This window comes from Croceicoccus mobilis, from assembly GCF_001661965.1.
GTDB classification, from domain to species: Bacteria; Pseudomonadota; Alphaproteobacteria; order Sphingomonadales; family Sphingomonadaceae; genus Croceicoccus; species Croceicoccus mobilis.
On record NZ_LYWZ01000022.1, the window covers coordinates 194,340 to 219,040 of the forward strand.

17 protein-coding genes and 2 pseudogenes are annotated in these 24,701 nt (G+C 58.0%); 2 read left to right on the top strand and 17 right to left on the bottom strand.

The genetic code is table 11. The annotated features are described in order from the left end of the window. Nucleotides 1-414 precede the first annotated feature (414 nt). The 11 genes and pseudogenes from A9D13_RS08465 to A9D13_RS21345 all read right to left on the bottom strand — a co-directional run. Nucleotides 415-1,470, bottom strand: a complete 1,056-nt coding sequence (locus A9D13_RS08465; protein ID WP_066772476.1) for a family 8 glycosyl hydrolase — start codon at nt 1,468-1,470, stop codon at nt 415-417. After that, a complete protein-coding gene (gene bcsD, locus A9D13_RS08470; protein WP_066772478.1) occupies nt 1,460-1,942 on the bottom strand; it encodes a cellulose biosynthesis protein BcsD in 483 nt (160 codons plus the stop codon). The genes A9D13_RS08465 and bcsD overlap by 11 nt, the downstream gene beginning before the upstream one ends. Then, entirely contained in the window at nt 1,942-5,319 is a 3,378-nt protein-coding gene (locus A9D13_RS08475; protein ID WP_066772480.1) for a cellulose biosynthesis protein BcsC, read from the bottom strand. The genes bcsD and A9D13_RS08475 overlap by 1 nt, the downstream gene beginning before the upstream one ends. Further along, nucleotides 5,316-9,665 (bottom strand): UDP-forming cellulose synthase catalytic subunit, encoded by a 4,350-nt coding sequence (gene bcsA, locus A9D13_RS08480; protein ID WP_066772482.1) that lies wholly within the window; start codon nt 9,663-9,665, stop codon nt 5,316-5,318. The genes A9D13_RS08475 and bcsA overlap by 4 nt, the downstream gene beginning before the upstream one ends. A 16-nt stretch (nt 9,666-9,681) precedes the next feature. Beyond that, nucleotides 9,682-10,416, bottom strand: coding sequence for a nucleotide-binding protein (locus tag A9D13_RS08485; protein ID WP_082922221.1), 735 nt, complete (start codon nt 10,414-10,416; stop codon nt 9,682-9,684). Beyond that, nucleotides 10,413-10,760, bottom strand: a complete 348-nt coding sequence (locus tag A9D13_RS08490) for a hypothetical protein (RefSeq protein ID WP_066773884.1) — start codon at nt 10,758-10,760, stop codon at nt 10,413-10,415. The genes A9D13_RS08485 and A9D13_RS08490 overlap by 4 nt, the downstream gene beginning before the upstream one ends. A gap of 273 nt (nt 10,761-11,033) precedes the next feature. Then, on the bottom strand, nt 11,034-11,447 hold the full coding sequence (locus tag A9D13_RS08495; protein WP_066773886.1) for a TadE/TadG family type IV pilus assembly protein: 414 nt from the start codon (nt 11,445-11,447) through the stop codon (nt 11,034-11,036). A gap of 5 nt (nt 11,448-11,452) precedes the next feature. Next, nucleotides 11,453-11,944 carry a TadE/TadG family type IV pilus assembly protein gene (locus A9D13_RS08500; RefSeq protein WP_066772489.1) on the bottom strand — a complete coding sequence of 164 codons (492 nt, stop codon included), beginning with the start codon at nt 11,942-11,944 and terminating at the stop codon, nt 11,453-11,455. 2 nt (nt 11,945-11,946) lie between these two features. After that, entirely contained in the window at nt 11,947-13,938 is a 1,992-nt protein-coding gene (locus A9D13_RS08505) for a pilus assembly protein TadG-related protein (protein WP_229665191.1), read from the bottom strand. 264 nt (nt 13,939-14,202) lie between these two features. After that, nucleotides 14,203-15,756 (bottom strand): ISL3 family transposase, encoded by a 1,554-nt coding sequence (locus A9D13_RS20070; protein WP_082922225.1) that lies wholly within the window; start codon nt 15,754-15,756, stop codon nt 14,203-14,205. Nucleotides 15,757-15,855: 99 nt separating this feature from the next. Then, a pseudogene (locus A9D13_RS21345) lies at nt 15,856-16,121 on the bottom strand (hypothetical protein); the annotation flags it as partial. A gap of 39 nt (nt 16,122-16,160) precedes the next feature. Between A9D13_RS21345 and A9D13_RS08525 the strand changes: the two are divergent. After that, nucleotides 16,161-17,332, top strand: a protein-coding gene (locus A9D13_RS08525) for an IS3 family transposase (RefSeq protein WP_156521972.1) whose coding sequence is annotated in 2 segments (ribosomal slippage) — nt 16,161-16,425 and nt 16,425-17,332 — 1,173 coding nt in all. Because the reading frame shifts where the segments join, the coding sequence is not laid out codon by codon here. Nucleotides 17,333-17,362: 30 nt separating this feature from the next. On the opposite strand, the gene A9D13_RS08530 is transcribed toward A9D13_RS08525, so the two are convergent. Continuing rightward, on the bottom strand, nt 17,363-17,932 hold the full coding sequence (locus A9D13_RS08530; protein WP_216635495.1) for a tyrosine-type recombinase/integrase: 570 nt from the start codon (nt 17,930-17,932) through the stop codon (nt 17,363-17,365). Nucleotides 17,933-18,118: 186 nt separating this feature from the next. Between A9D13_RS08530 and A9D13_RS08535 the strand changes: the two are divergent. Then, a pseudogene (locus tag A9D13_RS08535) lies at nt 18,119-18,424 on the top strand (transposase); the annotation flags it as partial. Nucleotides 18,425-18,440: 16 nt separating this feature from the next. On the opposite strand, the gene A9D13_RS08540 reads toward A9D13_RS08535, so the two are convergent. The 5 genes from A9D13_RS08540 to A9D13_RS08570 all read right to left on the bottom strand — a co-directional run bounded on the left by A9D13_RS08540 (nt 18,441) and on the right by A9D13_RS08570 (nt 24,670). Then, nucleotides 18,441-20,312, bottom strand: a complete 1,872-nt coding sequence (locus A9D13_RS08540) for a TniQ family protein (protein ID WP_066772496.1) — start codon at nt 20,310-20,312, stop codon at nt 18,441-18,443. A gap of 26 nt (nt 20,313-20,338) precedes the next feature. Next, nucleotides 20,339-21,292 carry a TniB family NTP-binding protein gene (locus A9D13_RS08545; RefSeq protein ID WP_172808131.1) on the bottom strand — a complete coding sequence of 318 codons (954 nt, stop codon included), beginning with the start codon at nt 21,290-21,292 and terminating at the stop codon, nt 20,339-20,341. Next, nucleotides 21,282-23,501, bottom strand: coding sequence for a Mu transposase C-terminal domain-containing protein (locus A9D13_RS08550; RefSeq protein WP_082922227.1), 2,220 nt, complete (start codon nt 23,499-23,501; stop codon nt 21,282-21,284). Before A9D13_RS08550 ends, A9D13_RS08545 begins: the two co-directional genes overlap by 11 nt. After that, a complete protein-coding gene (locus A9D13_RS20080) occupies nt 23,498-24,214 on the bottom strand; it encodes a TnsA endonuclease N-terminal domain-containing protein (protein WP_156521974.1) in 717 nt (238 codons plus the stop codon). Before A9D13_RS20080 ends, A9D13_RS08550 begins: the two co-directional genes overlap by 4 nt. A 273-nt stretch (nt 24,215-24,487) precedes the next feature. Continuing rightward, nucleotides 24,488-24,670, bottom strand: a complete 183-nt coding sequence (locus A9D13_RS08570) for a YegP family protein (protein ID WP_066772506.1) — start codon at nt 24,668-24,670, stop codon at nt 24,488-24,490. Nucleotides 24,671-24,701: the final 31 nt, after the last annotated feature.

Genomic DNA, 24,701 nt, shown 5'->3' on the forward strand with positions numbered 1-24,701 from the left:
GTGATCTGGCAATAATTTGACCAAGCAGTAGAGAAGGCAGGACCAGCGTGGAGCTTTTCAAGCTTGCGCAGCGCTGGTCCTGCCAAGCGCAACCGTATTGGTGTACACCATGGACCCATCGCTTTGCGATGGGCTCCCTCAAATTGCCCGGCATCTGTCAGGTATGCGCCCTACATCCAGCGATCGAAGGTTCAACGACGATCGCCTGAAAGCGGACATCGAATCAGTAGGCTCGATCTGGCCGCAATGTTCAACAGACCAGAACGACAGCTTCCAAGAGGCTGATGCGGCAAGCAACACTGCTCGCTGTAAATATTGTGCGCTTTACGCAAGCAGTTTTGATCAATGGGAAAATTTCATTAAGTAGATATTAAGGAAATTTTCGAAATAGACTGAACAAACAATTTCGACAATTTATGCCATACGAGATAGCAAACGACTAAAGCAATTTAGCACGGCGGAATAATAGTTGTGCTGTACTTCTGCTGTGACGTCCGTTCCCACACCTGCCAGCAAACTTGCATATGTCGACGCCCCATAGGAGAGCGCGTATTCGGCCATTGCACCTGATTTGACATCAACCCATGCAGGCGGAATGTTGCCCTTAACAAAATAGCTTCGCCAAAAATCGATTATATGCTGGGCTCGCCCCTGCAGTCCGCTCAGGCCCAGATAGAGGGGTATGCGAACCGCATCGAAACCAAATCTTGGCTCCCAACCTGGAGCTGGGCCGGTTACCTTCCCGTCCAAGTATGAGATCCAGTCAGAAGGAAGCTGGTGGCCACCGAACCGGCTTTGCCCCAGCAGCCAGAGGCCATCTTCCATGATTTTCGTCCACGGACCTTTGGGTTCCCTTTCGGCGAATTCGCTCAAAGCGGGCCAAATGTAATAGGACAGGTTCAACACGATCCGGTCTTCGTGCACGAAACCGTGCGCGGCAGGCAATAACAGCAGTCTTTCGCGCGCCAGGACGAGATCGCCCGCGATAGCGGCGCGAGTGGCGGCTGCATGAGATTCGAACGCGGAATTTTGCCATCGTGCTGCGGCGCGTCCCAGCGCCCATGCAATCAGAATATCACCGTCGGTTGCATTATTAGGATCGGCAAGCGGATCAGATGCATTCGGATCAAAGCGCCATATAAACAATGCTTTATTCTGCTGCGCCAAATTCTTGTCCGTCCAGTTCCAGACGCGATCGAAAATCTCGCGGTCACCGGCCAATTCGGCAAGAACGAGAGCGTAACCCTGCCCCTCACTGTGGCTGATGCCGCCATTCCCGTTGTCAACGACCCGGCCGTCTTTCTGGATGTAGCGGCTTTTGAAATCGGTCCATGCGATCAGGTACGATGTCGTCTCGCCAGCCTTAGCCAAATATTCCGACCGTGCCTTCGGCGATGGTGATGCATAGCTGCAGTTGGAACTGCTCATCGCGGCCAGTGCGGCAAGGAAATGCCGCCGTTCAAGGCGCATGGCGCAGTTCCAGACGCGAGCCGGAATGCGATACGACCCATGTACGCAGTGTAGCACCGTTTTGTGAGAGTGATTCAAGCCATGCGGCGTAGGCGCCCTCGAGCATAGCGGGCATGGCATTGACGATCGTTTCACTGGCGCCACTTTCCAGTGACGGCAGATTTGTGTGGACGATATCCAGCCCGTGATCGTCGAGTTCGAAATTAACGGATCCGAGGCCCATGCGGTTCCAGACCGTATTGAGCGTCAGTTCGATATCCTCGACATTGTTGAGATCGCCCAGCCTCGCGAGCGCGGCCATGCGTCGTCCCGTTGCCACGAAAAAGCCGTGGGTCTGATCGGCCGATGCCGATGCGCGGATTTGCTCGATGACCATCTCAAGCACAAATTGAACGGTTTCTGGGATGAAGTCCCCCGCACTGGCGTTAAAGCCGGATTCCTGTGTCTCAACCGTGTTATACGCCGAATTCATCATTTCGCTCCAAGCGATTGTTTAAGGCCAAAGACGGTCTTCACCTCATTATATTCACCGAAAGTGTTAAGATCCAATTCGCCGCCGATCCGCGTCTGCCCGTTCAGATCATACCAGAACGAACCGCCCAGATTGACGCCAAAACCGGTTTCGCTGCTGGCATCGTGATAAGCGGTTACATCGGAATCCAGCATTGCGAGCGCATCTAGCTCGCCCTGCGCGGCGGGATCCGTGGGATAGAAGGGTTCGACATCCTGTTCATAGCTTTGATAGCCGGGCGAGAGATAGCCGGCCACCTCCATGGCATTCTTCGAATAGCGATAACGCACCGGCAGGCTGACGCTGAGGAAATGTTGCGGGCTGAAATATCCGCCGTGACCGAAGGTGAAATTATTCTGATTGTTGTCATAGGCCTGGTAATTGCCGTTGATCCCCACGGTCAGCACCGAATTGGCGTCAGCCATCGCCTGAAGATATCCGCCCGCATTGGCCTGCAGGCGATCGTTGCCCCGCACATTGCGGCCATCCATTTTGAAGTAACTGACATCGGCGTAGAACCCGCTTCCGTTGCGTTCTTGCGCAAAGGATGCGCCGCCACCGGTGCGCATAACCGATCCCCATTCTTCGCCTGTGACCGGATCATATGCGCCGGCATAGGATAGCACGCTGTCGGTCACCGCACGGCGCTCGAACCACAGCCGGCCGCTGCTGTACGGCGAGAGGCGAGGTGTGACCGCAACCCCACCTTGCACTTCGACATGATCGAACCCCAGCGGGGTGCTGCCGACATCCGCTTCCACGATATCGCTCTTGTACTCGGCCGAGACCGCGACACCGGATGCGTGCTGCGGACCGGCATCGATCAATTCAGCCTCTTCCTCCGCGATGATGCCGCGCGCCTGCAGCAGACCGTTTCGCCCAAAGCCGAGCAGGCTGTTGTATTCGGGCGTTCCGGCATCGATTGAAATTGCCTTGGCTCGGGCAGCAATCCGCCCCCCGGCGAATCCGGTCGAAATGGCTGCATCAAGCCCCAATTCGGCCAGTTGCGACAGCCCCTTTTCTCCCGAACGTTCGCGGTAGTGCGTATCCACTTCGACCATGGTGCCGGTTTCACGCCGAAGCGTATCGATTTCAGCCGCGATCGACGCCAGCACCGGGTCGGAACCGACGGATTGGCCGGACATGGTTGGTCCGCTCCCTTCAAAGGCGTTCGAAGCCGGTGGGAGCGCTGACATTGGGGGCGACATAGCTGGCGCCGCAGGACGGATCGTGTTGAATGGCGTGCCCGCATAGTTCGAAAAAGCTTCGGGTGACGGCTGTTGCACTCTCGAGGTTAGGGGCGATCCGAACTGTACCGGCGCGGTCGCCTTTCCTGCGGCAGCCAGCGATGAGGGATCGAACGGATTGACCGCACGCTGCGTCGCAAACGGATTGGCGTTTTCCATCGTCGCAAATGGATTGCCATGTCCGAAAGCGCCGCCGCTGATTCCGTGCTGCGCCATGTAAAGTTCGCGCGCGTGCTCCAGATAGCGACGCTGGTCTCCGCTATCGCCGCGCGCCGCGTGAAAGCGCGCACCAGCCAGGTAGACGTTGTAGTCATCGGGAGCGAGACGTTCGGCCTGTCGCAGGGCCGCGCGGGCGCTGTCAAAATCGCCGCTGGTGCTGGCAGCGTCGATCAGTCCCATCAGCGCGGCCATGTTTTCGCCGTCGGATTGCAGCACCAGCCGATAGGTTTGTGCGGCCTGCTGGTCCATCGCCCCCGCCTGGTACAACTGGCCAAGCGAAACGAGGATCGCGTCATTGCCGGGGGCGGACGCCCATCCCGCCTGCAACACATCGAATGCTTCGGCATAACGGCCTTCCTCGCGCAGCCGATCGGCCTGTGCGGTGACGAGGAAACCGTTCATTCGGTCCATGGTCGCTACATCGGCAGGCGATCCGGTGGCGAGCGACGACGCCTGCCGGATTGCTGCCTGTGCGGCACCCGACTGGCCGGTCCCGGCCAGAACGCGCACCAGCGGCTCATAGGCTTCGGGCGCACCCAGCGGGCGTGCCATCAGCTCGTTTGCCAGCGAGGATGCGCCTTGAAGATCACCTATATCGTAAAGTGCTCCCGCGATCTGGGCGCGGCGTTCTGGCGGCAGGCCGGTATTCGCGCCGATCTGGCGAAGCCCCGCACTTGCCTGCAATGCCTGACCGCCATCGGCCAGACCGACCGCGCGGTCAATGGCGCGTTGAGCGGCAACGCCCATCGCAAAGCTTTGCATTTCGGCACTGCGCTGCGCTTCGGGAATACGTTCGACTAGCTGGCGCGCCATATCGGGTCGGTCCAGCCGTTCGGCCAGCAGGGCGGCAGCGAACAGATGATCGGGGTCGTTGAACCCCGTCAGGCTTTGCATCAGCGCATTCGCTTCGCTCCGCCGGTTTTGCGACAGGAGGAAGCGTCCGAATTCATAGCGAATCCACGGGTCCTGCGTATAGGTTAACATCGCGCGTTGGAACAGGTGTTCGGCCATGGCGCTGTCGCCTGCGCTCCACGCCGCCAATGCTTCCTGCCGCGCTGCATTCGTTTCCAGCTGCCCCGAAAGTTCCGCCGCGGTACCCGGCACGGCAAGCGCCTGCCGCGATGCGCGCGCGGCCTCGGCATAACGGCCCTGTGTTTCGTAGATATCGGCAAGCAGGCCATAGGCTACGGCCTCGTCACCTTGTCCCGATGCGACTAGCCTTTCGGCGATGGACGCAGCCTGGCCTGCCTGCCCGTTCGCCAATAATCGACGCGCTTCTTCGCTCTCGGCGTAAAAGCTGGCCGATGCCAGCGCGTCGCTCCAGCGGGCGGCATTACCGCCGCGCGATGCGCGTGTCAGCAAATCACGGGAATCCGCGAATTCGCCCCGCCGCAGGGCCACGATGCCAAGTCCGCCCAGCGTATCGGCATCATTGGGTGCAAGGGCCAACGCGGCATCGAAGCGGCGCTTGGCGCCCGGCAGGTCGGATTTGGCCAGCGCGTCGAAACCGGCGGCTCGCTCCTGTCCGGCCCGCTCGCTGGCGGACGGGCGGTAAGGGGCCGGCGACGGCGCGGCCGACGGAGCGCGTCGAGAAGGTGATGCCGACGGCACCGGCTTGGCGGCCGGAGCGGGTGTCGGCGTCGGCGTTGCGTGACGGTGGTTCAAGGCGCGCCTGGCCTCGGCATTGTCGGGATCGACGTCCAGTACGCGGCGATAGGCTTCATTCGCGCGCGATTGCTGGCCCCGTTCCTGCCAATAGCGGGCCTGTTCCAGCAGGGCGTTAACTGCGTTCGACTGCGCCCATGCAGGACTTGTCGCGCACAAGGCCAAAGCCGTGCCACAAATCAGCGAACTGGCGATTCTGCGGATCATTTGCCGTCGTCCAGTGCTTTAAGTCGCCGAGCCTGTTGAGCCTGCAAGGCGCGATAGGCCACACCTGCAATGAAGAGCGCGGACAGCAACGCGCCAAGCGCCATCAGCAAAGGATAGCGCGACAACCAGTGGGCCACGGCAAGCCACCATGGCAGATCGCCCACTGTATAGGTTTTCCCGATGTGATAGCTGGACATGCCATCTGCGCTAACGATGGACAGACCGCCCTGAACCTGTGCGTTCAATTCCGCATCGTCGAGATCGTGCAGCATCCGTGGCAGCGCCGCCGTATCCGATGCCAGAACGGCCACCACCGTGCGATCCGAGTTGAATGGCGACTGGAACGATGCGATGCCGGTAAAGCTGTCCGAAGCGTACAACGCTTCGTTCGCTTCGACCGATTGATCCTCAATTCCGGTAAGGTTCATCGATTTCTGCATAAAGCTGCGTTCAGCAACGCGCAGACGATCGCTTTCGAAACGGATCGGGGCATCGTCGAATAATCCACCACTGGCAGCCATGCTGTCGGGGCCGATCACCAAAATGTCCTTGTCGCCCAGCAATTCGCTGTTCAGCGTGTTCGTTACGACAACGCGTGCGGTCGCGATGCCGGTTGCATCGCCCATGCGCCCCATGATCATCAAGAATGTTTCAATGGTCGCTATATCGGCATTGGCAGGGAGCAGCACTGCCGTCGCCGCCAGATCGGGCCTCACGGTAAAGGGATAGCCCGCCGATGCAAACATCGACAGGTTGGGCAATTGCGCCGAATGAAAGGTGCCAGTCAGGTCGATGGTGCTGTGCGGCATGATGTTCACGCGTACATTGTCGGGAAGCGTGCCTTCACATTGCCGCTTGTCGGCCATGATAAGGCTATAGTCGAACACCAGCTCGTTCTGGCCGAACAGGATATAGTCGGACAGGATCACATGCGCTTCACGCTCACGCGAGGAAGCATCCGGCCCGTCCGAAATCCATTTGCTCCACCAGTTGCCGCTGCCCATGCCGAGCGTGCGCAGATATTGCCCATTCATCGAGACGTCGAGCCGCGATGCGCGCAGGTCCAGCCAGCTGGCCGTTGGATAGCGATAGGCCATATCGAGCCGGGCACCGCTGCGCGGCCAGAAGAACAGATCGGGGGCCACGCGGAATTGCGCGGTCAGCGGACCGGGCGGCAGGCCACGTCCTTCGAGCGCGAAAGGTTCGGTGAACTCCGACAGTTCCACCGGCCGGTCATTTCGCAACCAGCGCGGCGCGCCATAAGGCTTGAAAACAGGTATGCGAACGCTGGACATGGATGCCGATGGCCCACCTGCCAGCCCCTTGGTAAATGCCAGCCCGTTAGCGGCCAGTTTCAGTTCGGCACCGGTGCGTCCCATGATCAGCAGCAGCTTGCCGAACCGGTCGGCCGGATTGCGGATCACCGCTACAGAAGGGCCATTGGGGCGACGTTCGATGCCTGCAATTCGATTGTTTCCCGTAAGGAACACGATGGCATTGCCCTTCGGCAGGGTGCCGATCGAAGGCGGGAAGGCAAAGCCGCGATAGCTGGCCTTCGAACCCATCCACGATGCAATAACGCCTGCGGCTTCCAGCTCGCTGTTGCCGGGCTGGTCTGCAAATACAAAGGGCAGTCGCAGCGGCAGCGGATCGCGGCTGTCGAAGAACGGCGCAGGCAAATCGGCAAGGTCGGCGGGTAACGCCAGTCGCTGGGTGGTAAGGTCGATAAACGACCGCCGGTTGGACAGGTTCAGCCAGAGCGAGGAATGGAACGGGTCTTCGCAATCGCGCGCATAATGGCCCAGGAATCGTATATTAAGCTGGTTGTCGCCCGGCAGGAACAGCGCGGGTTCGACATCCAGTGTCAGGCGCAACCGATCTGAGGTATCTGCCGTCAGCGCTACCGTGCGCAGCACTTCTCCGTTTAACAGCACCACAAGCTGGCTGATGTCACCCAGAAGATCGGGCGAGTACGCAAGATCGAGCGTGAGGCTGGCGCCAGTGACGACTTCATCCGATCGCAGGCCGAATGGGATACCGATCTCGCCGCGCGTGCCCTGAAGCCTGATCGGCGAACCGATGGACAGATCCTTCAGCGTGATGCGATGCTTGCGCACGCCGTCCCCCGTTACTACCGGGATGGTTTTCTCTGTCACCAGAGCTTGCGCCGACGTTTGCGCGATGGCTGTGCCGGCACCGGCAAGCGCGATGCCGCTCGCCAGCAATGCTGCCAAAAACGCGCTTGTTGCCGATGCAGGTATATTGGCCGGAACCTTGCGCAACGAAGGCCGAACGATCCGGCGCAATGTGGTAAGCGCGACGACGATGATATCTCGCAGCGAACGCAGACCCGATACGGGCGCGTGCCCCTCCGCCTGTTGCCATGCGTCGGCGCGGCCCATCACGGCGCGCACCAGCTGACGCGATTGAAACATCGAAAGCTCCTCGAAACGCAGGCGTACCGTACCCGCATCGGTGCGAACCGTGTCGACCGGCAGGGTCAGCATATCGTCGCCCATCGGCATGGAGACATGGGTGACGTCACGGTTGTTGATCTCAAAACCCTTGGGCAGTTGCGCGGCCAGCCCGCCCATCGAAAAATCGGAAGTAATGCAATCAACGACCACACCATCCTCGAAATAGACGGTAACGGGCAGCTTGGTATCGATACGGATCTGGCCGCGGATCTGGCGGGTCTCACGCGCGACCGACACGGCAGCGAGCAGGATCAGCATGCTGAACAGCGCCCATCCCAGATTGAGCAGCAGCGTGCCCAGCTGCATGTCGAAAAAATCCTTCCACAATACATATTTGGCTATGCCCAGCACGATGCCGAAAATCAGCACGCCGATGGTGAAAAGATGCGGCTGTACGGTTTTCAGATCGAAATGGGTGCGGTCGAGCACGCTACCCTTGTCGGTTACGTTGAACTTGCCTTTACGAGGCTGGAACAGCGTGATCACCGTGGGGCGCACCAGATGGAATGCCAACAGGGTTTCATAGATCTCGCCCCAAAATGGCTGGCGGTCGCCGCCCTGCGTTCGCTCGCTGGACAGGGTAGAGATGAACAGATGCGGCAGCGCATTGGCAAAAATCAGCGAGGCCGATGCGAAGATGATGTTCTGACCCGCAATCAGGAACGCCAGCGGCGCGGTCAGGAACACGATGCGCGGCAGCGGAAACTGAAAGTGCATCATCGCATTCAGATAGCAAAGCCGCTGTTGCCAGCTGAGGCCCCGACCCAAGAGCGGATTGTCGACCCGGAAGATCTGCGTCATCCCGCGTGCCCAGCGGATGCGCTGGCCGATATGAAGGACGAGGCGTTCGGTCGCCAAGCCAGCCGACAGACGTGCACCGATATAGGCCGTATTCCAGCCCATGCGTTGCAGTTTCAGCGCGGTATGCGCGTCTTCAGTTACGGTTTCACCAGCGAAACCGTTGGTCTGCATCAAGGCTTCGCGCCGGATAATAGCGCAGGAACCGCAAAAGAAGGTCGCGTTCCACAAATCGTTACCCGATTGTACCGCGCCATAAAACAAATCGCCTTCACCGGGCAGGTCCTTGACGGTACGCAGGTTGCGCTGGACCGGATCGGGCGAATAGAAATGGTGCGGCGTCTGCATCAGCGCCAGCTTGGGATCTTTCTGGAACCAGCCCACCGTCACTTGCAGAAATGCGCGCGTCGGCACGTGATCACAGTCAAAGATCGCGATCAGTTCGCCATTGGTCTTCTTCATGGCGGCATTCAGATTGCCAGCCTTGGCGTGCAGACTGTCGCTGCGTGTCAGATAGCCACATTTGGCCTGGCGGGCGAATTCGCGGAATTCCTCTCGCTTGCCGTCGTCGAGAATATATACATTAAACCGGTCGCTGGGGTAATCCATGTCCATCGCAGCGAAAACCGTGTTGCGCACGATTTCCAGGCTTTCGTTATATGTGGGGATGTAGACGTCGATCGTGGGCCAGGTCTCGGGTTCGCCCTCAATTTCGACGATGGGGCGATGCAGTGGCCAGCTGGTCTGGATCAGACCCAGCACAAGGATCAGCCACGCATAGGCCTCGGCCAGATAGAGGCCCATGCCCAAACCGTATTCCAAGGGAGTTTCGAACGACAGCGTCTGCGTCGTGCGCCAGATCATATAGCGGGTCGACGCCAACAGGGCGAAAACGCCGATGATCAACGTAGTCCGCCGACCGGCTTTGCGGTGGACGATAGCTGCCACCACGATCATGCCGACGGCGAAAACCCATTGCTGCGTCTCGTCCAGCGGAACCGTAACAATCAGCGCCATGCAGGCGATTGCGGCCAGCCATTTCGGCAGGCGTACAAGCAAGCTCTTGCTCATGAAGATATCCAGTGGATCAGACGGTTTGGTGTTCGGCAGAATTGACAGCGCGCAGTTTCTGCGGATCGCGTACCAAACCGGTTATCGCCAGCCGCTGCTCGATTGAATCGATCAGTATATCAACATCGGTAATTATGACGCTGTTGGGGGCGTAATCGACCAAGGATTCGAACCGGGCAATCGCTTCGTTTGCAGACTCGTCGCGACGGATCGAACCGACAAACTGGTTGACGAACAATTGCTTCATGAAGCGGTGACAATGGCGTGATAGTTTGCGCCTATCGTCCAGCTTGTTCAGCACGATAGCAATGTCTTCGCGTTCCGTGACCGGCAGCTGCTCGCCCAGCCGGGTCAGGCTGGCAAGTCCGATCGGATTGGGTTCGATTACGCAAATGCTCAAGTCCGCGAAGCGGCGGATCTGCTCCCATCCGTCCCAGTCTGCGGACGCAATATCGACCAGCGCGAGTTCGTCGGGAGGTGTAGCTTTAATACGTTCGATCGCAGCATCGCGTTCACCTTTAGTGACATAATTGCCGTTGAGGCGCACTCCGCGCACGACCATTGCTTGGCCATTTGCGCCGACCAGGTTCTGATGCGGCAAAAGCCCGAAAAGCAGCTTAAGCGAGTCCTGTCGCGTCAAGTCATACGCAGAAACTGCTCGCCCCCGTATGGCAGCCCGGCGAGCGATTGCCGCCGTTACCAACGTATTTCCCGCGCCGCCTTTGGGTGAGTGAAACGCTAGAACGGTCAATTGGAAAGTCCCGACAGGAACAAGCGCAAGTCGTCAGCACCACCAACTTTCTGTTGCACACGCGCTTGAGCTTGCGGTGCTTCCGCATCGCCGTACCCAGCAAAAATATTCGAATTGGCAGGGTTGATCCTATTAGGAGGAGCGCTTGGCCGATCAGCGATATCCGCGCGGATGGCTTCCCGTTGTCCGAGCGGCGTCTTAAGCGGCGGAACGATCCGCGGATCTTTCAATAACGCCTCGAATATGGGCCACAGCTCCATATCCGCATATTGATCTTCGAACTGGCGATACTGGAAATCCTGCCTGCTTAGCTTTTCGAGCAAGGCTTTGGCATCTTGACGCACGGCAACCTCCAAATTCATCGAGGTTTTAAAATGACTGAAATTGCTTAATTAACCTTTAAAGGCCGCAGATTTGCTGAGCTCTTGAAGAACTTTTCTGTAAACTGATGATGAAATTGGCGCCTTAGGCGAGCGCGAAAAAGTTGGTGCGCACTCGTCGCACCGGATTGCGAAGCAGTTCCATTCCATTGAACGTCCCAGCAAGTCCTGGGCGCGGTTGCGGCACTAATTAAAATGGGACGCGTTTCTGTGGGTCTAGGCTCGCCCAAGCCAGCCTCAACCTAGGTTCGGAAAGCATGCCTCGGCCTCGACCGTGGCAGGGAATTGCGGGACCAGCGATTGCATGACCGAATTGAACTTTGCATCGATCAAGACACGGTTGGAACTGCCGAAGGTCTTGCAGGTCGTGTCAGTCTGCGGTGAAACATTGGCCGCGACGACGGTGATGCCATAAGACGCGGCGCGGTCGATGGCAAAGGCCTGCTGCGCATCGGCATCGGAACATTGATCGGATATGCTCATGCAGCGCACGGTGGCAAAGGCAACCTCGTCCAGCGAGTGCTGAGTCCAGAACAGGCGGCCGGTTTCGATGAGGCCAAACAGCATCATCACTAACAACGGACCGAGCAAGGCAAATTCGATGGCGGCCGCACCGCGCTGATCGGATGCCAAACTACGAATTCGGTTCATCGCCGTCACTCCAGCCTCACCGTCGTGCTGCGGCTGATGCGGCCATTCCCCACCATCGAGCTTGGCACGATGACTGAAGTAAAATCCGACGACGCATCGAGCGTCAGGTAATAGCCGGCGCTGGTGCCGTTAGCTGTGCAGACTGTGCCGCAGGCTTGACCGGTAAAGCTTCCGTCACCGTTCAGGCACGAGCATGTGCGCGAAAGATTGGTGCAGCTTCCCGCGCTGCCGTTGCAACTCACCGCCACAGTCATGGCATCGTCATCGGCAAGCGCCCGAGCATATTGCGGCAGACTGGTGAAGGCAACATTTTGGCGCGCGTCGAACGCGCTGATCGCGGTGGCCGAAAGGGATTCGTCCATGTGGCTGCGCTGGATGAAATAGAGACCAAAATCCAGCCCTGCCGCGATCACGAAGAACAGCGTAACGGTCCATAAGGCGAACTCAACCGCAACTGCACCGTCTTCATCCTGGCGGAATCTCCGCAAGCGTTTCATCTCTACCTCACCAGCTTGATGTCAGCATCGCCACTGCCGGAATCGTCTTCATCGGCAGAAACGCAGGCCGATCCCGCCACCGCGCCGCCAGCGGCCTTGATCTTGCCGGCGATAAGCATGAAGCACCCGCCGCCACCCGATGTCGAATTGCCGCCGGTCATGGAAACTTCGGTCTTGGGCATGTGAACGACGCCGCCGAAGATATTGCCCGATCCGCCGGTCCAGCTCGCCTTGCTCGTCGTATCCGAATGGAACAGCAGCATGCCAATCTCACCGCCTGTCATCGAATTTTCGGCCGCAAGCAGCTTGCTTTTAGCACCGCCCGCCAGTTTCAGCGTTCCCGATGCAACAAAACTGACGTCATAGCCGACCATGTCATAGCCCGATCCCCAGCTGCCATATTCCGTGCCGTCGAGGCTGGAATATTGGGGCCAGGTCGTTCCGCCGGTGCCGTTTACGAAATCGCCATCGATCGTATAGCGCCCCGACCCAAAGTAGGCCGAACCCGCAATCGTAAGATCGCCGGTGATGTAATGGTTGTTGGTCTCGCCGAATGCGATGGCGCTGCCCCCTTGGGTATCGATGTCGCCATGAGCCGAGAACATGCCATCGCCCATGAACATGCGCGCGCTGCCGCCTAGCTTGATTGCATAGCCCTGCTTGGTCGCGCCGATATTGTAATCGCCTTCGCCTGCTTTCAACTCGCTGTTGCCGGCGATGTCGATGCCTTCCAGCACGGTCAGGTCGCCATCGCCCAGCAGCGTATTGCCGCCGCCTGAAAGCTTCAGCGACTTGAAGCTATGATCACCGTCGCCCGCTTCGAAATAATGTCCGCCGCCAAGGGCGACATCCCCGTTGATGATGACATTGCCGTCGCCCTTCTTGTTCGTGCCCTTGAACGACACCGTGCCCGAGCCGATCCACAATTCACCATCGCCAAAGGTCACACCGTTCGAACCGGAATCGAAGCCACCGTTTATATAGACATCGCTGTCCCCGAAATTGACCGTTGAGCCACCGCCCACAGCGACGCCCTTGGATACGGTGATAACCGAGCCGGCTTCGAAGGTGACATTGATGCCGCCTGCTACAGTGAATTTCCTGATGTTATAGGTGCCTGCGGGTAGCACATAGTTGCCGCTTGTCCCCAGCCTATAGTAGGCAGCGGCGCCTTTCGGGCTCCATGAAAAATCATAGTCGGACCCGCTTGGTGTGACAGGATCGGACAAGGTGGGCAGCGGGTCGGCATCGCTGATCTGTGCTACCGCCGAAAGCAATTCTGCATTCGTTTCCCACGGATCTACTAGTGTCGTGGGCGTGTTATGCCTGTCCTCAGCATCTGGAATTGCGTTGTTCCACTGCGGCACCTTGAGGCTTCCCGCATAGCGCAGCGAGTTTGCGACCAGCGACCCGGAATTTAGCGTGATGTCCCCGCTTCCCGAGATGATGTCGCTAGCCTCGATCGACGTCCCCTTCTGGTCGAGATCGCCAATAGCGGCGACCGAGCAATTGGGTGCGATGATCGATGCACCGCCATTTACAACCAGCGATCCGCCACCGGAATCGAGCGCCAGAAAGCATGGCGATGCATATTGATCTTCGGCCGAAACGATGGCTGCACTGTCGGCGGTAACCGTGAAATTGCCCGTAAAGCCCAGCACCGATGCCAGCATGAAAGGCACGTCGCGCGAGACAGCAACCGAGATCGAGGTCTCGCCCTCTCCAGGGAAATCCGCGAGGAGCGACGCATCGACCACTGCGCCTTCGAGTCCGTTGGCCAAGGCGATTACATTGGCGACAGCGTCAATATCGACCGTATCATCACGCTGATATTCCATGGCGGCCGCCAGCGCAGCCATATCGGCCACGCGCTGGTTCATGACCCTTTGCCCGTATCCCCGGTTGAGGTCGAAGGCTAGGCCAACCCCGCCAATTACAACCGGCAGGCTCAACGCGACCAGCGTCGTGACTGACGCACGACTGTCTTCGCGCAATCGCGCTGCCAGACTGCGTATACGAGAAAAGAGCGACCCTTCCATGCGACGGTGCATATGGCCGCACTAGTTAAGCAAATCTTGCATCTAGATATGCATAACAGAAATTCACGGGATCATTCGCGATTTGTCATCTTGGTAACAACCGACGAATGATATTCGTTCTCAGATGGCCGATGCCATCCCTTGAAAATTTCCACTGAGAGCTGATTCGTGACTTCCATTGAAAATTGGCTCTGACTCACTTTTGCTGCTGGCGATTGGTTACGCACCGACTACGCGAGCGCGCAGCAGGTCCAGTTTCGCTCGCCCATACATCTGTCGTTTTATCAGCTTGAGGCGAGTGATCTGCCCCTCGGTCTGCCCGTTCGACCATGGCGAGATAATCGCGTTGCGAACTGCAATCAGGTCTTTTTCCACACCGTTGACGAACGACGCAACGAGGCTGCCTCTGGTCAGTTCGATCCATTCATCAAGTTTGGCGGCTGATTTTGATCTGATCATTGATTGGAATTCTCCAATCGCCTTGCGTGCTGCCACCAACTCAGGAACATTGTTCTCGATCACGGCGACGAGGATGGCTTCGGATGTTCCCAGTCCATCCTGCGCTGAGGTCATTAAGCGAGCCAGAACCCGTGCCGACGGCGTGCGCATGAGGCCGCTTTGTCCGGCTTGTTCGGCGAGGCGGCGGCGTTGGGCCCACTGAGCGACGATACCTCGCTGTCCGACGAAGCCTTCCGCGCGCATCTCACGCCAGAGCGCCAATGCGTTGCGGGACCCAGCTTCCCATCGCTCGTTCAGCCATGGCAACCAACTATCCAGAATACTTGGCCGGGTACGAAAGAAGTCTAGCCGCTGTCCGCGGAGCACGTCCCGAACGAGTTTGCGGCTGTGACCAGTCTGTCGGACGATCTGTCGGATGGAAGTGCCACTTTTGGCCAGTTTCTGAATCGCCTCATTGGTTTCCTGACGGCGAAGGTACCCCTCGTACTGCAGCTTCTCGGCATAGGTGAGAAGCTTGGGGTCGACCACATTGTTGCCGACCGCTTGCCTGATCTGCCGCATGGTTTTGCTGACGGCGTCCAGAAATGCTCGGCTCGAGTTCTCCATGAGGTGCCAGCGATCGGCAACCTGCTGAGCATGAGGCAGTCCGCGTGCGATCGCCTCACCATATCCGCCGCCGCGATCTCGAGCGACGATTGATATGGACGGGTGCTTGGTTAGCCAGGCGCGTGACGTCTCCAGCGCCCGATCTGGTAAGAGTGTGACAGGCTTACGGCGCTCCAGATCGCAGACAATCGTTCCGTATGTCTGGCCTCGTCGGAAAGCAAAATCATCAATGCCGATGACATGGAGTTCGTCATGCCGATCAATGGCGTGGCGCCGTACAACCCGCAGCAAAGTGTCCTTGCTTACTGGCACCATCAGACGGTTGGCAAACGCGGCACCGGGTCTGCCGCCGAGTGCGAGACCCAGATGGTGGACGATTGTTTCAAGTCGCTGAGTACGCCGGCTATATCGAGCCAAGACACCTACATCGAACCGCTCGCAGAAAATGCGCCGACCGCACACCACTGTATCACACCAAAAGCGGCGCGCCTGGATCGTTAAAACGACGCGGCGCCCCGCGAGGGGGAGATCTGACGGTTTACGCAGATACCGGCTCTGAACCCGCTGACTTGGGCGGCCGCAATCCGGGCAAACGCCTGAACCACAGCGAGAACGCAGTTGAATTTGGAAATCATCTCCGACGCTCTGCAGCGACACAATCTCAAAGCCTTCAGGAACAAGACGCGCTCGTTGAAATCGTCCGTGCATGGCTGATCCTCCCAAAGAAGCCTCGGAAGGATACCATTACCAGCAGCAAAAGTGAGTCAGAGCCGAAAATTGACCCGGGTTGATATCATTTTCCGCTGTGAACTCGCCGCGATGAAGCAGGTGAACCATGGCCTCGTTCATCTCGCTGGACAGGAGATCGAAGCCGGCCAGGTCCTTGTAGGCCGGGATTTGGCCGCTTTGATCTGGTAGGCGTTGGAACGGACCTCGCGTTCCGGCGACTTTGGACTTGGGCAACTGGGAGAGAAACGGGACGGCCGCATCAAACGCGGGCGCCCCTTGTTCGGGATTTCACCGACGGTCTGGGCCATGCCATAAGTCTGAGGTGGTGCCGGTTTTCTGGACAGGGTGTTAAGCTACTCCCGACCTGAAGGAATGGTACGGGAATGAAAACGACTAGGAAGCGGTACAGTGCGGATTTCAAGGCACGGGTTGCGCTGGAAGCGATCCGTGGTGACCTGACGCTGGCAGAGTTGGCCGCGAAACACGGTGTCCACCACACGATGATTGCCTCATGGAAGCGGCAGGCCGTCGAGGGGATGGCATCCACGTTTTCCGGGTCTGGTGATGCGGCCAGAGCCGTGAGCGACGCGGAGCTAGAAAAGCTTCACGCCAAGATCGGTCAACTGGTCGTGGAACGCGATTTTTTAGCGAAAGCCTCCGGTCGATGAGCGTGGCGCGGAGGCGTTCGATGATCGAACCTGCTCACCACCGCCTGTCGATCTCGGCGCAGTGTCGCCTGCTCCAGATAAGCCGTTCGTCCTATTACTACGCACCGGTGCCGGAAACGGACGAGACGCTGGCACTTATGACGGTGATCGACGAGGCATTCATGGAATGCCCGTGGTATGGCAGCCGCCAGATGGCGCGACACTTGCGGCGTGCGGGTCACGAGGTCGGTCGACGGCGTGTGCGGCGGTTGATGGCGAAGATGGGGCTGACGCCGATCTATCAACGACCGCGGACCAGTGATCCACATCCGCAGCACCGGGTCTATCCATACTTGCTGCGCAAGCTGACGATCGAGCGACCCAACCACGTCTGGTGCGCCGACGTGACATACATCCCCATGCGCCGTGGCTTCCTCTACCTGGTGGCGGTCATGGACTGGGCGACCCGCAAGGTCCTGGCCTGGCGGTTGTCGAACACCATGGATGCGGGGTTCTGCGTCGCGGCTCTGGAGGAGGCGCTGGCCCGGTTCGGCAGGCCGGACATCTTCAACACGGATCAGGGCAGCCAGTTCACCAGCTTCGCCTTTACCAGCGTGCTGCGCGACGCCGAGGTGCGGATCAGCATGGATGGTCGGGGGCGTTGGATGGACAACGTCTTCATCGAACGCCTCTGGCGCTCCCTGAAGTACGAGTGCGTCTATCTCCATGCCTTCGAGACCGGGTCAGAGCTGAAGTCTGGTCTTGGCCGGTGGATCACCTATTACAACACCCAGCGTCCGCACTCGGGCCTTGCCGGGAGAACCCCGGTCGAAGCCTATCGGCGGATCGGACAAACAGATCATGGGGGGCATGCCCCCCATGATCTGATGATCAAACAGGCGGCGTGAACGACAACCGCGATTAGCTTAACTCAGCCGCTAAACTGTCCAAGAAGGCGGGACCAGTTCGAGCAGCGGCGGCGAAAGCATGGCATTGCGATCGCGCCCGCCCTTGCCGTTCTCGACGCGGATTAACATCCGCTGGCTGTCGATATCGTCGACCTTGGGGTGTGCGACCTCCGAGACCCGCAGGCCTGCGCCATAGGCGACGCCCAGCGCGGCCTTATATTTAATCCCCGGCGCTGCCTCGAGCAGTCGAGCGGCTTCTTCGACGCTCAGCACCTCACGCACCGTGTGCGGGCGGCGTGTGGCGACAAGGCCGCGGGCAAGATCGCGTCGCCGCAAGGTGACCGTGTAAAAGAAGCGCAAGGCCGAAACGGTGCTGTTGATGGTTCCGGCGTTCGCGCCGCACTCGTGCTGGTGGATCTGGAAATTGCGCAGGTCTTCCGACGTGGCGGTATCGGGAGGGCGCCCGAGATAGGCTGCAAAGCGCTGTACGTTGCGGACATACTGACGCTGGGTGCGGGGCGAGAGCCCGCGCATCATCATGTCGTGCTGCATCCGCTGACGCAGCGGGCTGACGGAAGTGGATGGAGTGGTGGTAGTCATTGCAAGTTCCTCTCTTTGAAGGGACTTGCATCGTCAGGCGGCGGCCGCTCCCCGGCCAAAGCCAATTAATACCACGCTACCTCGCAAATAGGCACCCGTCCCGCGAAGCGGGTTCGTGCTTGTCGGCGACCGCGGTCAACTCGCCCAATATCTGATGGTCATTCAGGTCGCGTTGGCAGCGACTAAACGGACGCGGCGGCCCTCCTTGACGACCTGCCAAAGGCGAAATGGATGCTGGCCGATCGGGGTTATGACGCCGAAAAGTTCAGAGACGCGCTTGAGCGAAAGGGCATCAAGCCGTGAATGCCGGGTCGGAAATCCCGCTCCATGCCGGTCAAATACGACAAGCGCCGATACAAGCATCGCAACCGCATCGAGATCATGTTCGGTCGCCTCAAGGATTGGCGCCGCGTCGCAACCCGCTACGACGGCTGCCCAACCGTCTTCTTCTCGGCCCTCGCTCTCGGCGGCACTTTGCTCTTCTGGCTGTAATCAGTGAGTCCTGAGGTTACGATTCCCTGACTGAGTCCCCCTCAGTGCATGTTGGTATAAGATCCGACAGTCTGTATCGGTAGGAAGGATGATGTCGCGTGCCATCGAACACAGAATGCATTTCGAATGCAATTTCGCCATTCTTGCGAGCATCCGCGAGATATTCAGAGGTTATTTTTTTCCTATCGAAACCTGCTCGATCCAACAAATGGCGCACTTGTCCGATCGCAACAAATAGGGGTTCCAACAAACATGATCGGGTGAGCCAATTCACGATCTCGAAATTTGCCTGAACGGGATCGATCAAAAGATCGAGGAACGTCAAATCCTGCTTCGTCGCATACAGGGGAATTGCCCCACGTTTGATGTCCAGAAGCATCTGCTGCTTCTTGTAGCGAAGCACCAGGAGATGGCGTAGCGCATCTCTGAGGCGCATCATGCCTGTAGCGCCATCGATAATTTGCACCCGGCCAAATATGGCAGCCTTGACCGCCAAGACGTCTGAGAGCCTGTAGCTTTCGCTTCTCTTGCCGAAAAAGCTGTCAAGTGATGTGTCCGGCATTAATAAGTCGGGATGATTCCACCCCAGCAGTCGTCGATCATATGGAGTGCCTTCAAGAATCCGCGCCGCTGAGACGGAGCTGACGCTATTAGCGCAGGCTTCGAGACAGGCATTAATTTCAGCCCACAGCCTGTCAGCCAGAAGCTGAGGGTTGTCAAAGGAGCAGTGCTCCGTCAGCTCCCGGAGCTTCAGTTCATATGCTTTGCGAACGCGATCGCGAGAGGCTCTTCCTTCTATGGTTTTCAAGAAGGCGCTTATCGAAGCATTCGGCGGTAGCGTTCTAGCGACCGGTATAGAGGTTGCTAGATTTCGTCTCCGGCGGCGGACATTAAGGCGGTCTGCGCAATAGGAGTCGATCGCTTCCTGCAGGGCCGGAAGCGGCACACCGCTGAGTCCCTTGCGAGGGAAAAGAATCATCTGGCCTATCGCCGTCGCAAAGGCTTCCCGCTCGGGAAGATGATGGCGGACAGCCTCGTTGCGGTAGGTAATTGTGTCGACCAGATCATAATAGGAATTTGGCCAATCGGACATGGTCGCGGCCGCGACTTCGACGCGGCAGAGGCATTGTTCAAAGCTCAAGGACTGGTCGATCAGACCGTGCCGGTAGCGAATGCTTTCGGTGTGAACAGGATCGTCTTCTTCTGCAGGCGTTGTGGCTGCGACCCCGATGATGTCGATGGTCGTCATAAGATCATTGGCAGGCAGCGCGCGAAACCGCTCGTTCAGTCGGCTCTGTGCTCGAGTTTGATTAATCCCCGCCAAAGGTTCAAACAATGCGGACATCGCGTCGATAAGGCCAGGCGATGCCGCCGGCGCGACAATCTCGCCGAAATGCCGGCCGCATCTGCATTCCCAAGGATGAGCCGCGGAAATGAGCTGGAATGGGCGGGGTTCGCCGTCTGCGCCAACGCAGGCGTCGCAGTGGTCGACCAGCAGCTTTCCATGACGCGGGCAAGCTACGGCATAGAAGAGGAACCAGGCGTCGTGAATGACGCCGGTTTCCCTGACGCACTCCGGGCAGATCCGAAGCTGTCCCGTCCGGAGAAACTTCTTCTGGATCATTTGGCCACAGAAAGTGACCAGCCCCTGCAGCATGTCCGAAGCTGCGGGCCGCCAGCGCATCGAATGAAGGACCTCGATCGTTTGCCCGGACACCTCGGACAGGCGTTCCCAAAGCCTGTCGTCGCTGCTGGTCGGCGTCAGCCCGGTGATGCCGGCTGCGGCGCGACCCTGCCTTAGATTGGTAAGGAAATTCGCATCGCACAGCCGGCGCACGTAGCCATGCAGGTTTTCACCAGGGATGGGTGAGACGATGAAAGGGAGCATGGATTGGTGCTTGAGGCTGCTACCGCCTATGCTGCGTTCTTCGTTTCTCGGCCACCGTCAAGAAGCTTGGTGAAAGGATTCGACTTGCCGGTAATTGTGCCCCTTCGCATGATTTGCTCGGTGGCGGCGTACAGGTCGATCACCTCGATCTTTTCATGTTCGCCATGGAGGGCGAGTTCAGCAGCCTTTCGAAGCAGGAAGTTCAGCGGTCGCAGCAGTCCGCCCGTCACTGAGTGGATCGCATCGGCGATTTTTGGGGAGCCTATCCTAGATTTCTCGTTGAATGGAAGCGCACTGTCGAAATTAAATAGGAAATTTCGAAACTCGGTCTTTTCGTCCCGCTGCTTGTAGTAAAAGGAACCTAGCGTGACGCGATAGGGTGTGATGCTCTTGAGTTGATCGTTCGTCTCGACGATGGCTGTCACTTCCTTCATCCCGGCCATGACAAAGGGGACGCGAGTGTCCTTAGTAATTTCCTTGATCCATTCGGCCGCTTGGTAGGTCTGAACGCTACCTGCCGTTCGTACGATATGCTGGAACTCATCGCAGATGACGAGTTCGACCTTCTGGGCTATGAGATGCTTCTTGGCCAGATCGGTAAGTCCTTTGAGGCCGCCCTTTGCGAATTCCTTCCCGACCAGCTGGCTCACCATCTCCTGAGCTGTTGTGAGCGGCGTCGCACGGGCGGGAAGGGTGATATATAGAACAGGTGTGATCTGGTTTTGGTTTTCGTCGCGGAATGACTGGCCATACACATCCCGATATCGCTTCAGAAATGTGGTCTTGCCGACGCCGGTTTCACCGGTAATAATCATACACGTCGGTTCGGCGAAGAGGCGACGATCCTCTCTGATCTCGTCTAGAATCGCTTCGATCTCGGTGGTTGAATCCCTGTTTACAAACACAGTGGGGATCACTGCAAGCCGCACGGCAGCGGAGTGCTTTGTCCAATCTATTTCTTTGTTCGTATTAAGTGTCACCGTCAGCCTCGCCATCATTGTATGGATCGAAATCGCACTCGTCACTAAATTCGATTCTTCTTCCAAATACCTTATTGATATCGCTAATGATTTCTGACTCGGTTTGGCAATCGAGATAGGGATCTATGCCTTCATCCTCTTCGGGTTCGACATTCTGGAAGGGAAAGACGGCACTTGAATCGCCAGCGTCATTGGCGGCCTGCTGGGGCGCGTCCCAATCCTTCGCATCGACGGCGGTGTCGCTGCCAGAGTATGAGGAGCGACCCTTGCCGACGAACCTGGCCGCCTTCTTGGTGCCGGCGATGGAACCGGTCTTTTTGCCCTTTTTAGGCTGGCTAAGGCGGCTGCGCATGATCTCATACAGCTCGACCTTGGCCTTTAGCAATTGATCAGCGAGCTCAGCTTGCCTTCCATTCTTATTAACAAAAACCTGAATGGTGAGATGCTGCCATATCGAAAGCCCCGGTACATAGGCCGCCCATTTGGGTACAGCAGGAATTCGCATGATGGTCCCGTCATGTTTGACGATGCGAACCTCCGAGAGATCCTTTGGATCGTAGAGGAATTCTACGCGGTTATCGTCACCGCGGATTTTGGCGCACTCGGGGCTTAGTCGATAGATATCGAGCTCTTTAGAGTTGTACTTGATATTGTGCAGGCTGATGCCGCTGCGCCTCAAGGCGGAGCGCTCACGCCGGCCAATTTGATCGAGCTCTCGGCGATCAGTCAAAATGGTGACCGGATAGACCTCGATTAAGCGGTTCCACTTCGATCTCGGTGTTTCTTTGTTGAGGCCCTTGTGCGGCGTCATCTGGTAAACGTCGATCAGCCACTTGTGGACTGCGTGCAACAGATCCTTGAGGGTTACGACCGCGCGATTGGCAGAATCGTAGTCGCCCCGCTGCAGAATGTTGCTGAACGTCGTGCCTGGTGCACTGTGGGCAATTTGGCGATTTGCGGTGCCAATGAAGCGCTCAACCCCACCTTTATACCAAGCCTTGCGGCCAGGCATGAAATGAATCTCGCTGATGTGCAGCTTGAATGCAAGATCGCGTACATCTTGGGACATGTTTTCGCGAGCAAGATCGACGACTAGGCACTTTGGGATGCCTCCGACAGGCCAGTCGTTTTTGATGTTCCAAGGAGATTGGGGGTCGCCTCGCATCAGCTCAACGTAGTCCTTGTAGAGCAGCCCGTTCTTCAACAACTCCATGACGGTTAAAAGGCTCGGTGGCTCAAACGAAACATGCACAGCATAGGGCATTCGCGTGCAGCGATCGATGCCGACTGCGATTGTCGGCCGCCCGAGCGGGAGGCCGTTCTCCTCGTCGACCACGATGAGGTCGAATACGGTGTGATCTATTTCCACCCGATCCAGAGGTGCTTCCGGATCGGGCAGTTCCATAGTCAATCCCTCTTTGGCGAAAGCGATCGTGGGGCCGAGTTGCGCTTCAAGGATGTCGAAGCGCGAGATGCGCATGATCGCATTTCGGAGCGCCTTCTCGCCCGGCTGATCCAATTGCTCGTCAGGTTTCCTAGATTTGTTCGTTTCGTTGACCCTATGCTGAATGTGCCGGAGCAGCTGCAACTTGGGCAATGGTGCCGGGCACAGGAATTTCTCCGTAATCTCATTCTCGATGATTTTCTGCACTTCCGGATGGAGGCGAGGGTTCCTGTTGCCCTTGAGATGCTGACGGGAACTGAGACGGGGAGCCGTAGCATGCTTGTTGCCGCGCAGCAGCCAACGACGTAGGGTCGAACATGAGGGCGCTACGACATCGCCGCGCTCTTGGCGAATTTGCTCGAGCAGGTCAGCGGCTGCTTTCGAAGTTGGGGAGAGGTGCAGCCCGGCGTCTCTCACGCGCTGGAGATAGTGAAGGCGGTCGGCACCTTTGAGCCGGTTCGCGCTATCGACGCGCTTCTTTCTTCCGAACATTGGATTGGCATGGCTGCCGTCGCTGCGTGCAGCATCGCCAGTGATTTCGAGATCGGTTTCGGGATCATAGTCGAGGCCTGGAAGCTGCAAAGTGCAACTACCGGCGCTCAGCATCTGATAGAGTTCCATGTCGGTCACGGTGAACAGTTCACGGCTCCGCTCGCCAACCCAGTCCAACTTGCTGTGGCGGCGCTCCCGGAACTCAAAGCTCTCGCCATTGGAAATGAGGCGATAGCCAACCCCGACATCGAGGCGGAAATTCGTATGCTTCACATGTCCTCCAAGGTGGTTAGGCGAGTGAACGGAACGATCCTGGGGGGCAGGTTCCCGCGATCGGGGTATCGAATGACCGAATGGCGGGAGACGTCGGTCGATAGGTCGATGAAGACCCGTTCGTTGTATGCCATGGAAAGCACCTGATGAAATTGCAGGTCATGGCTCGCCATTTTTCCCAGAAGGGAATCTATCGTCAGGGGGCCAGCCTCGAGCGCCGTTGCGACATGAAGCGCTGCGATGTCCTCGAAGATGGGCTTTGCATAGCGGAGAAGGGTCTCGGCGCGCTTTATGAGATCGGCGGTGATCGACCCCTCGGTAACGACCGAATAGGGGATTCCTTGCTCTTCAGCCCACTCGGTCCAACCGAGGCGGACTTCGTGCTTTTCTTTCTTTCGCAACTCCTCGATCGTCTTGACCTCGTGGACCTCGCCTCTGCCTTCAACGACAATCGCGAAATCGGGATAGTGCACTCGGTTCGCATTCAGCAGCCAGCCTCGCCACTCAAACGGCTGGGAATAGACTTCGGTTACATTCGGATCGAGGTCGCAGAGTAGTAGGAAATTGCGCTCATGTGAGGATTCGCAGTCAACCATCCGTCCGGCTTTGAGGCTGAGGAAACTCTTCTTTGACCGATTTGAACTGCGTGTAATGGTGTTGCGCAGCGGTGTTCGGGACGGATTGCAGCCTGCAGGCCATGCTTGATGGGTCATATTTCGACTGCCTTCCCTTTAATTGACGGGAAGACCAAGGGCCGGGTAATAGGTTCAGGTTCAGGGTGCCTCATAAATTGGAAAAATGGCACGAAGAACTTAAAGTGCGGTTAGTGTTGGGTTTTCCCCAAATTGCCAGCTTTCAAGGCGCTTTCATTTCAACTTTTGGGCCGGACGACACGGTCCCGAGGGCATAAAGAAAAGGCCGGAAAGCCTGCGCGCTTCCCGACCCTTCCTGAGAGACCCCCCGGTCCCTTGGGTAATCTACCCGTCTTATTCGACGGTCGTGTCGACCATCTCGGCGCCGGGGCCGTTCTTGATGATGGATTCGATGGCGTTCTTCGCGCTCGCCTTCGAGCTGTAGCCTTCGGTCCAGAACATTGTTTCGGAGTTGTAGCAGAAATAGGCGACGAACTCGCCCTTCTTGTTCTTCCGGATCTCGAACCGATGCGCCATCAAAATGCTCCCGTCGTTGTGGTCAAGAATG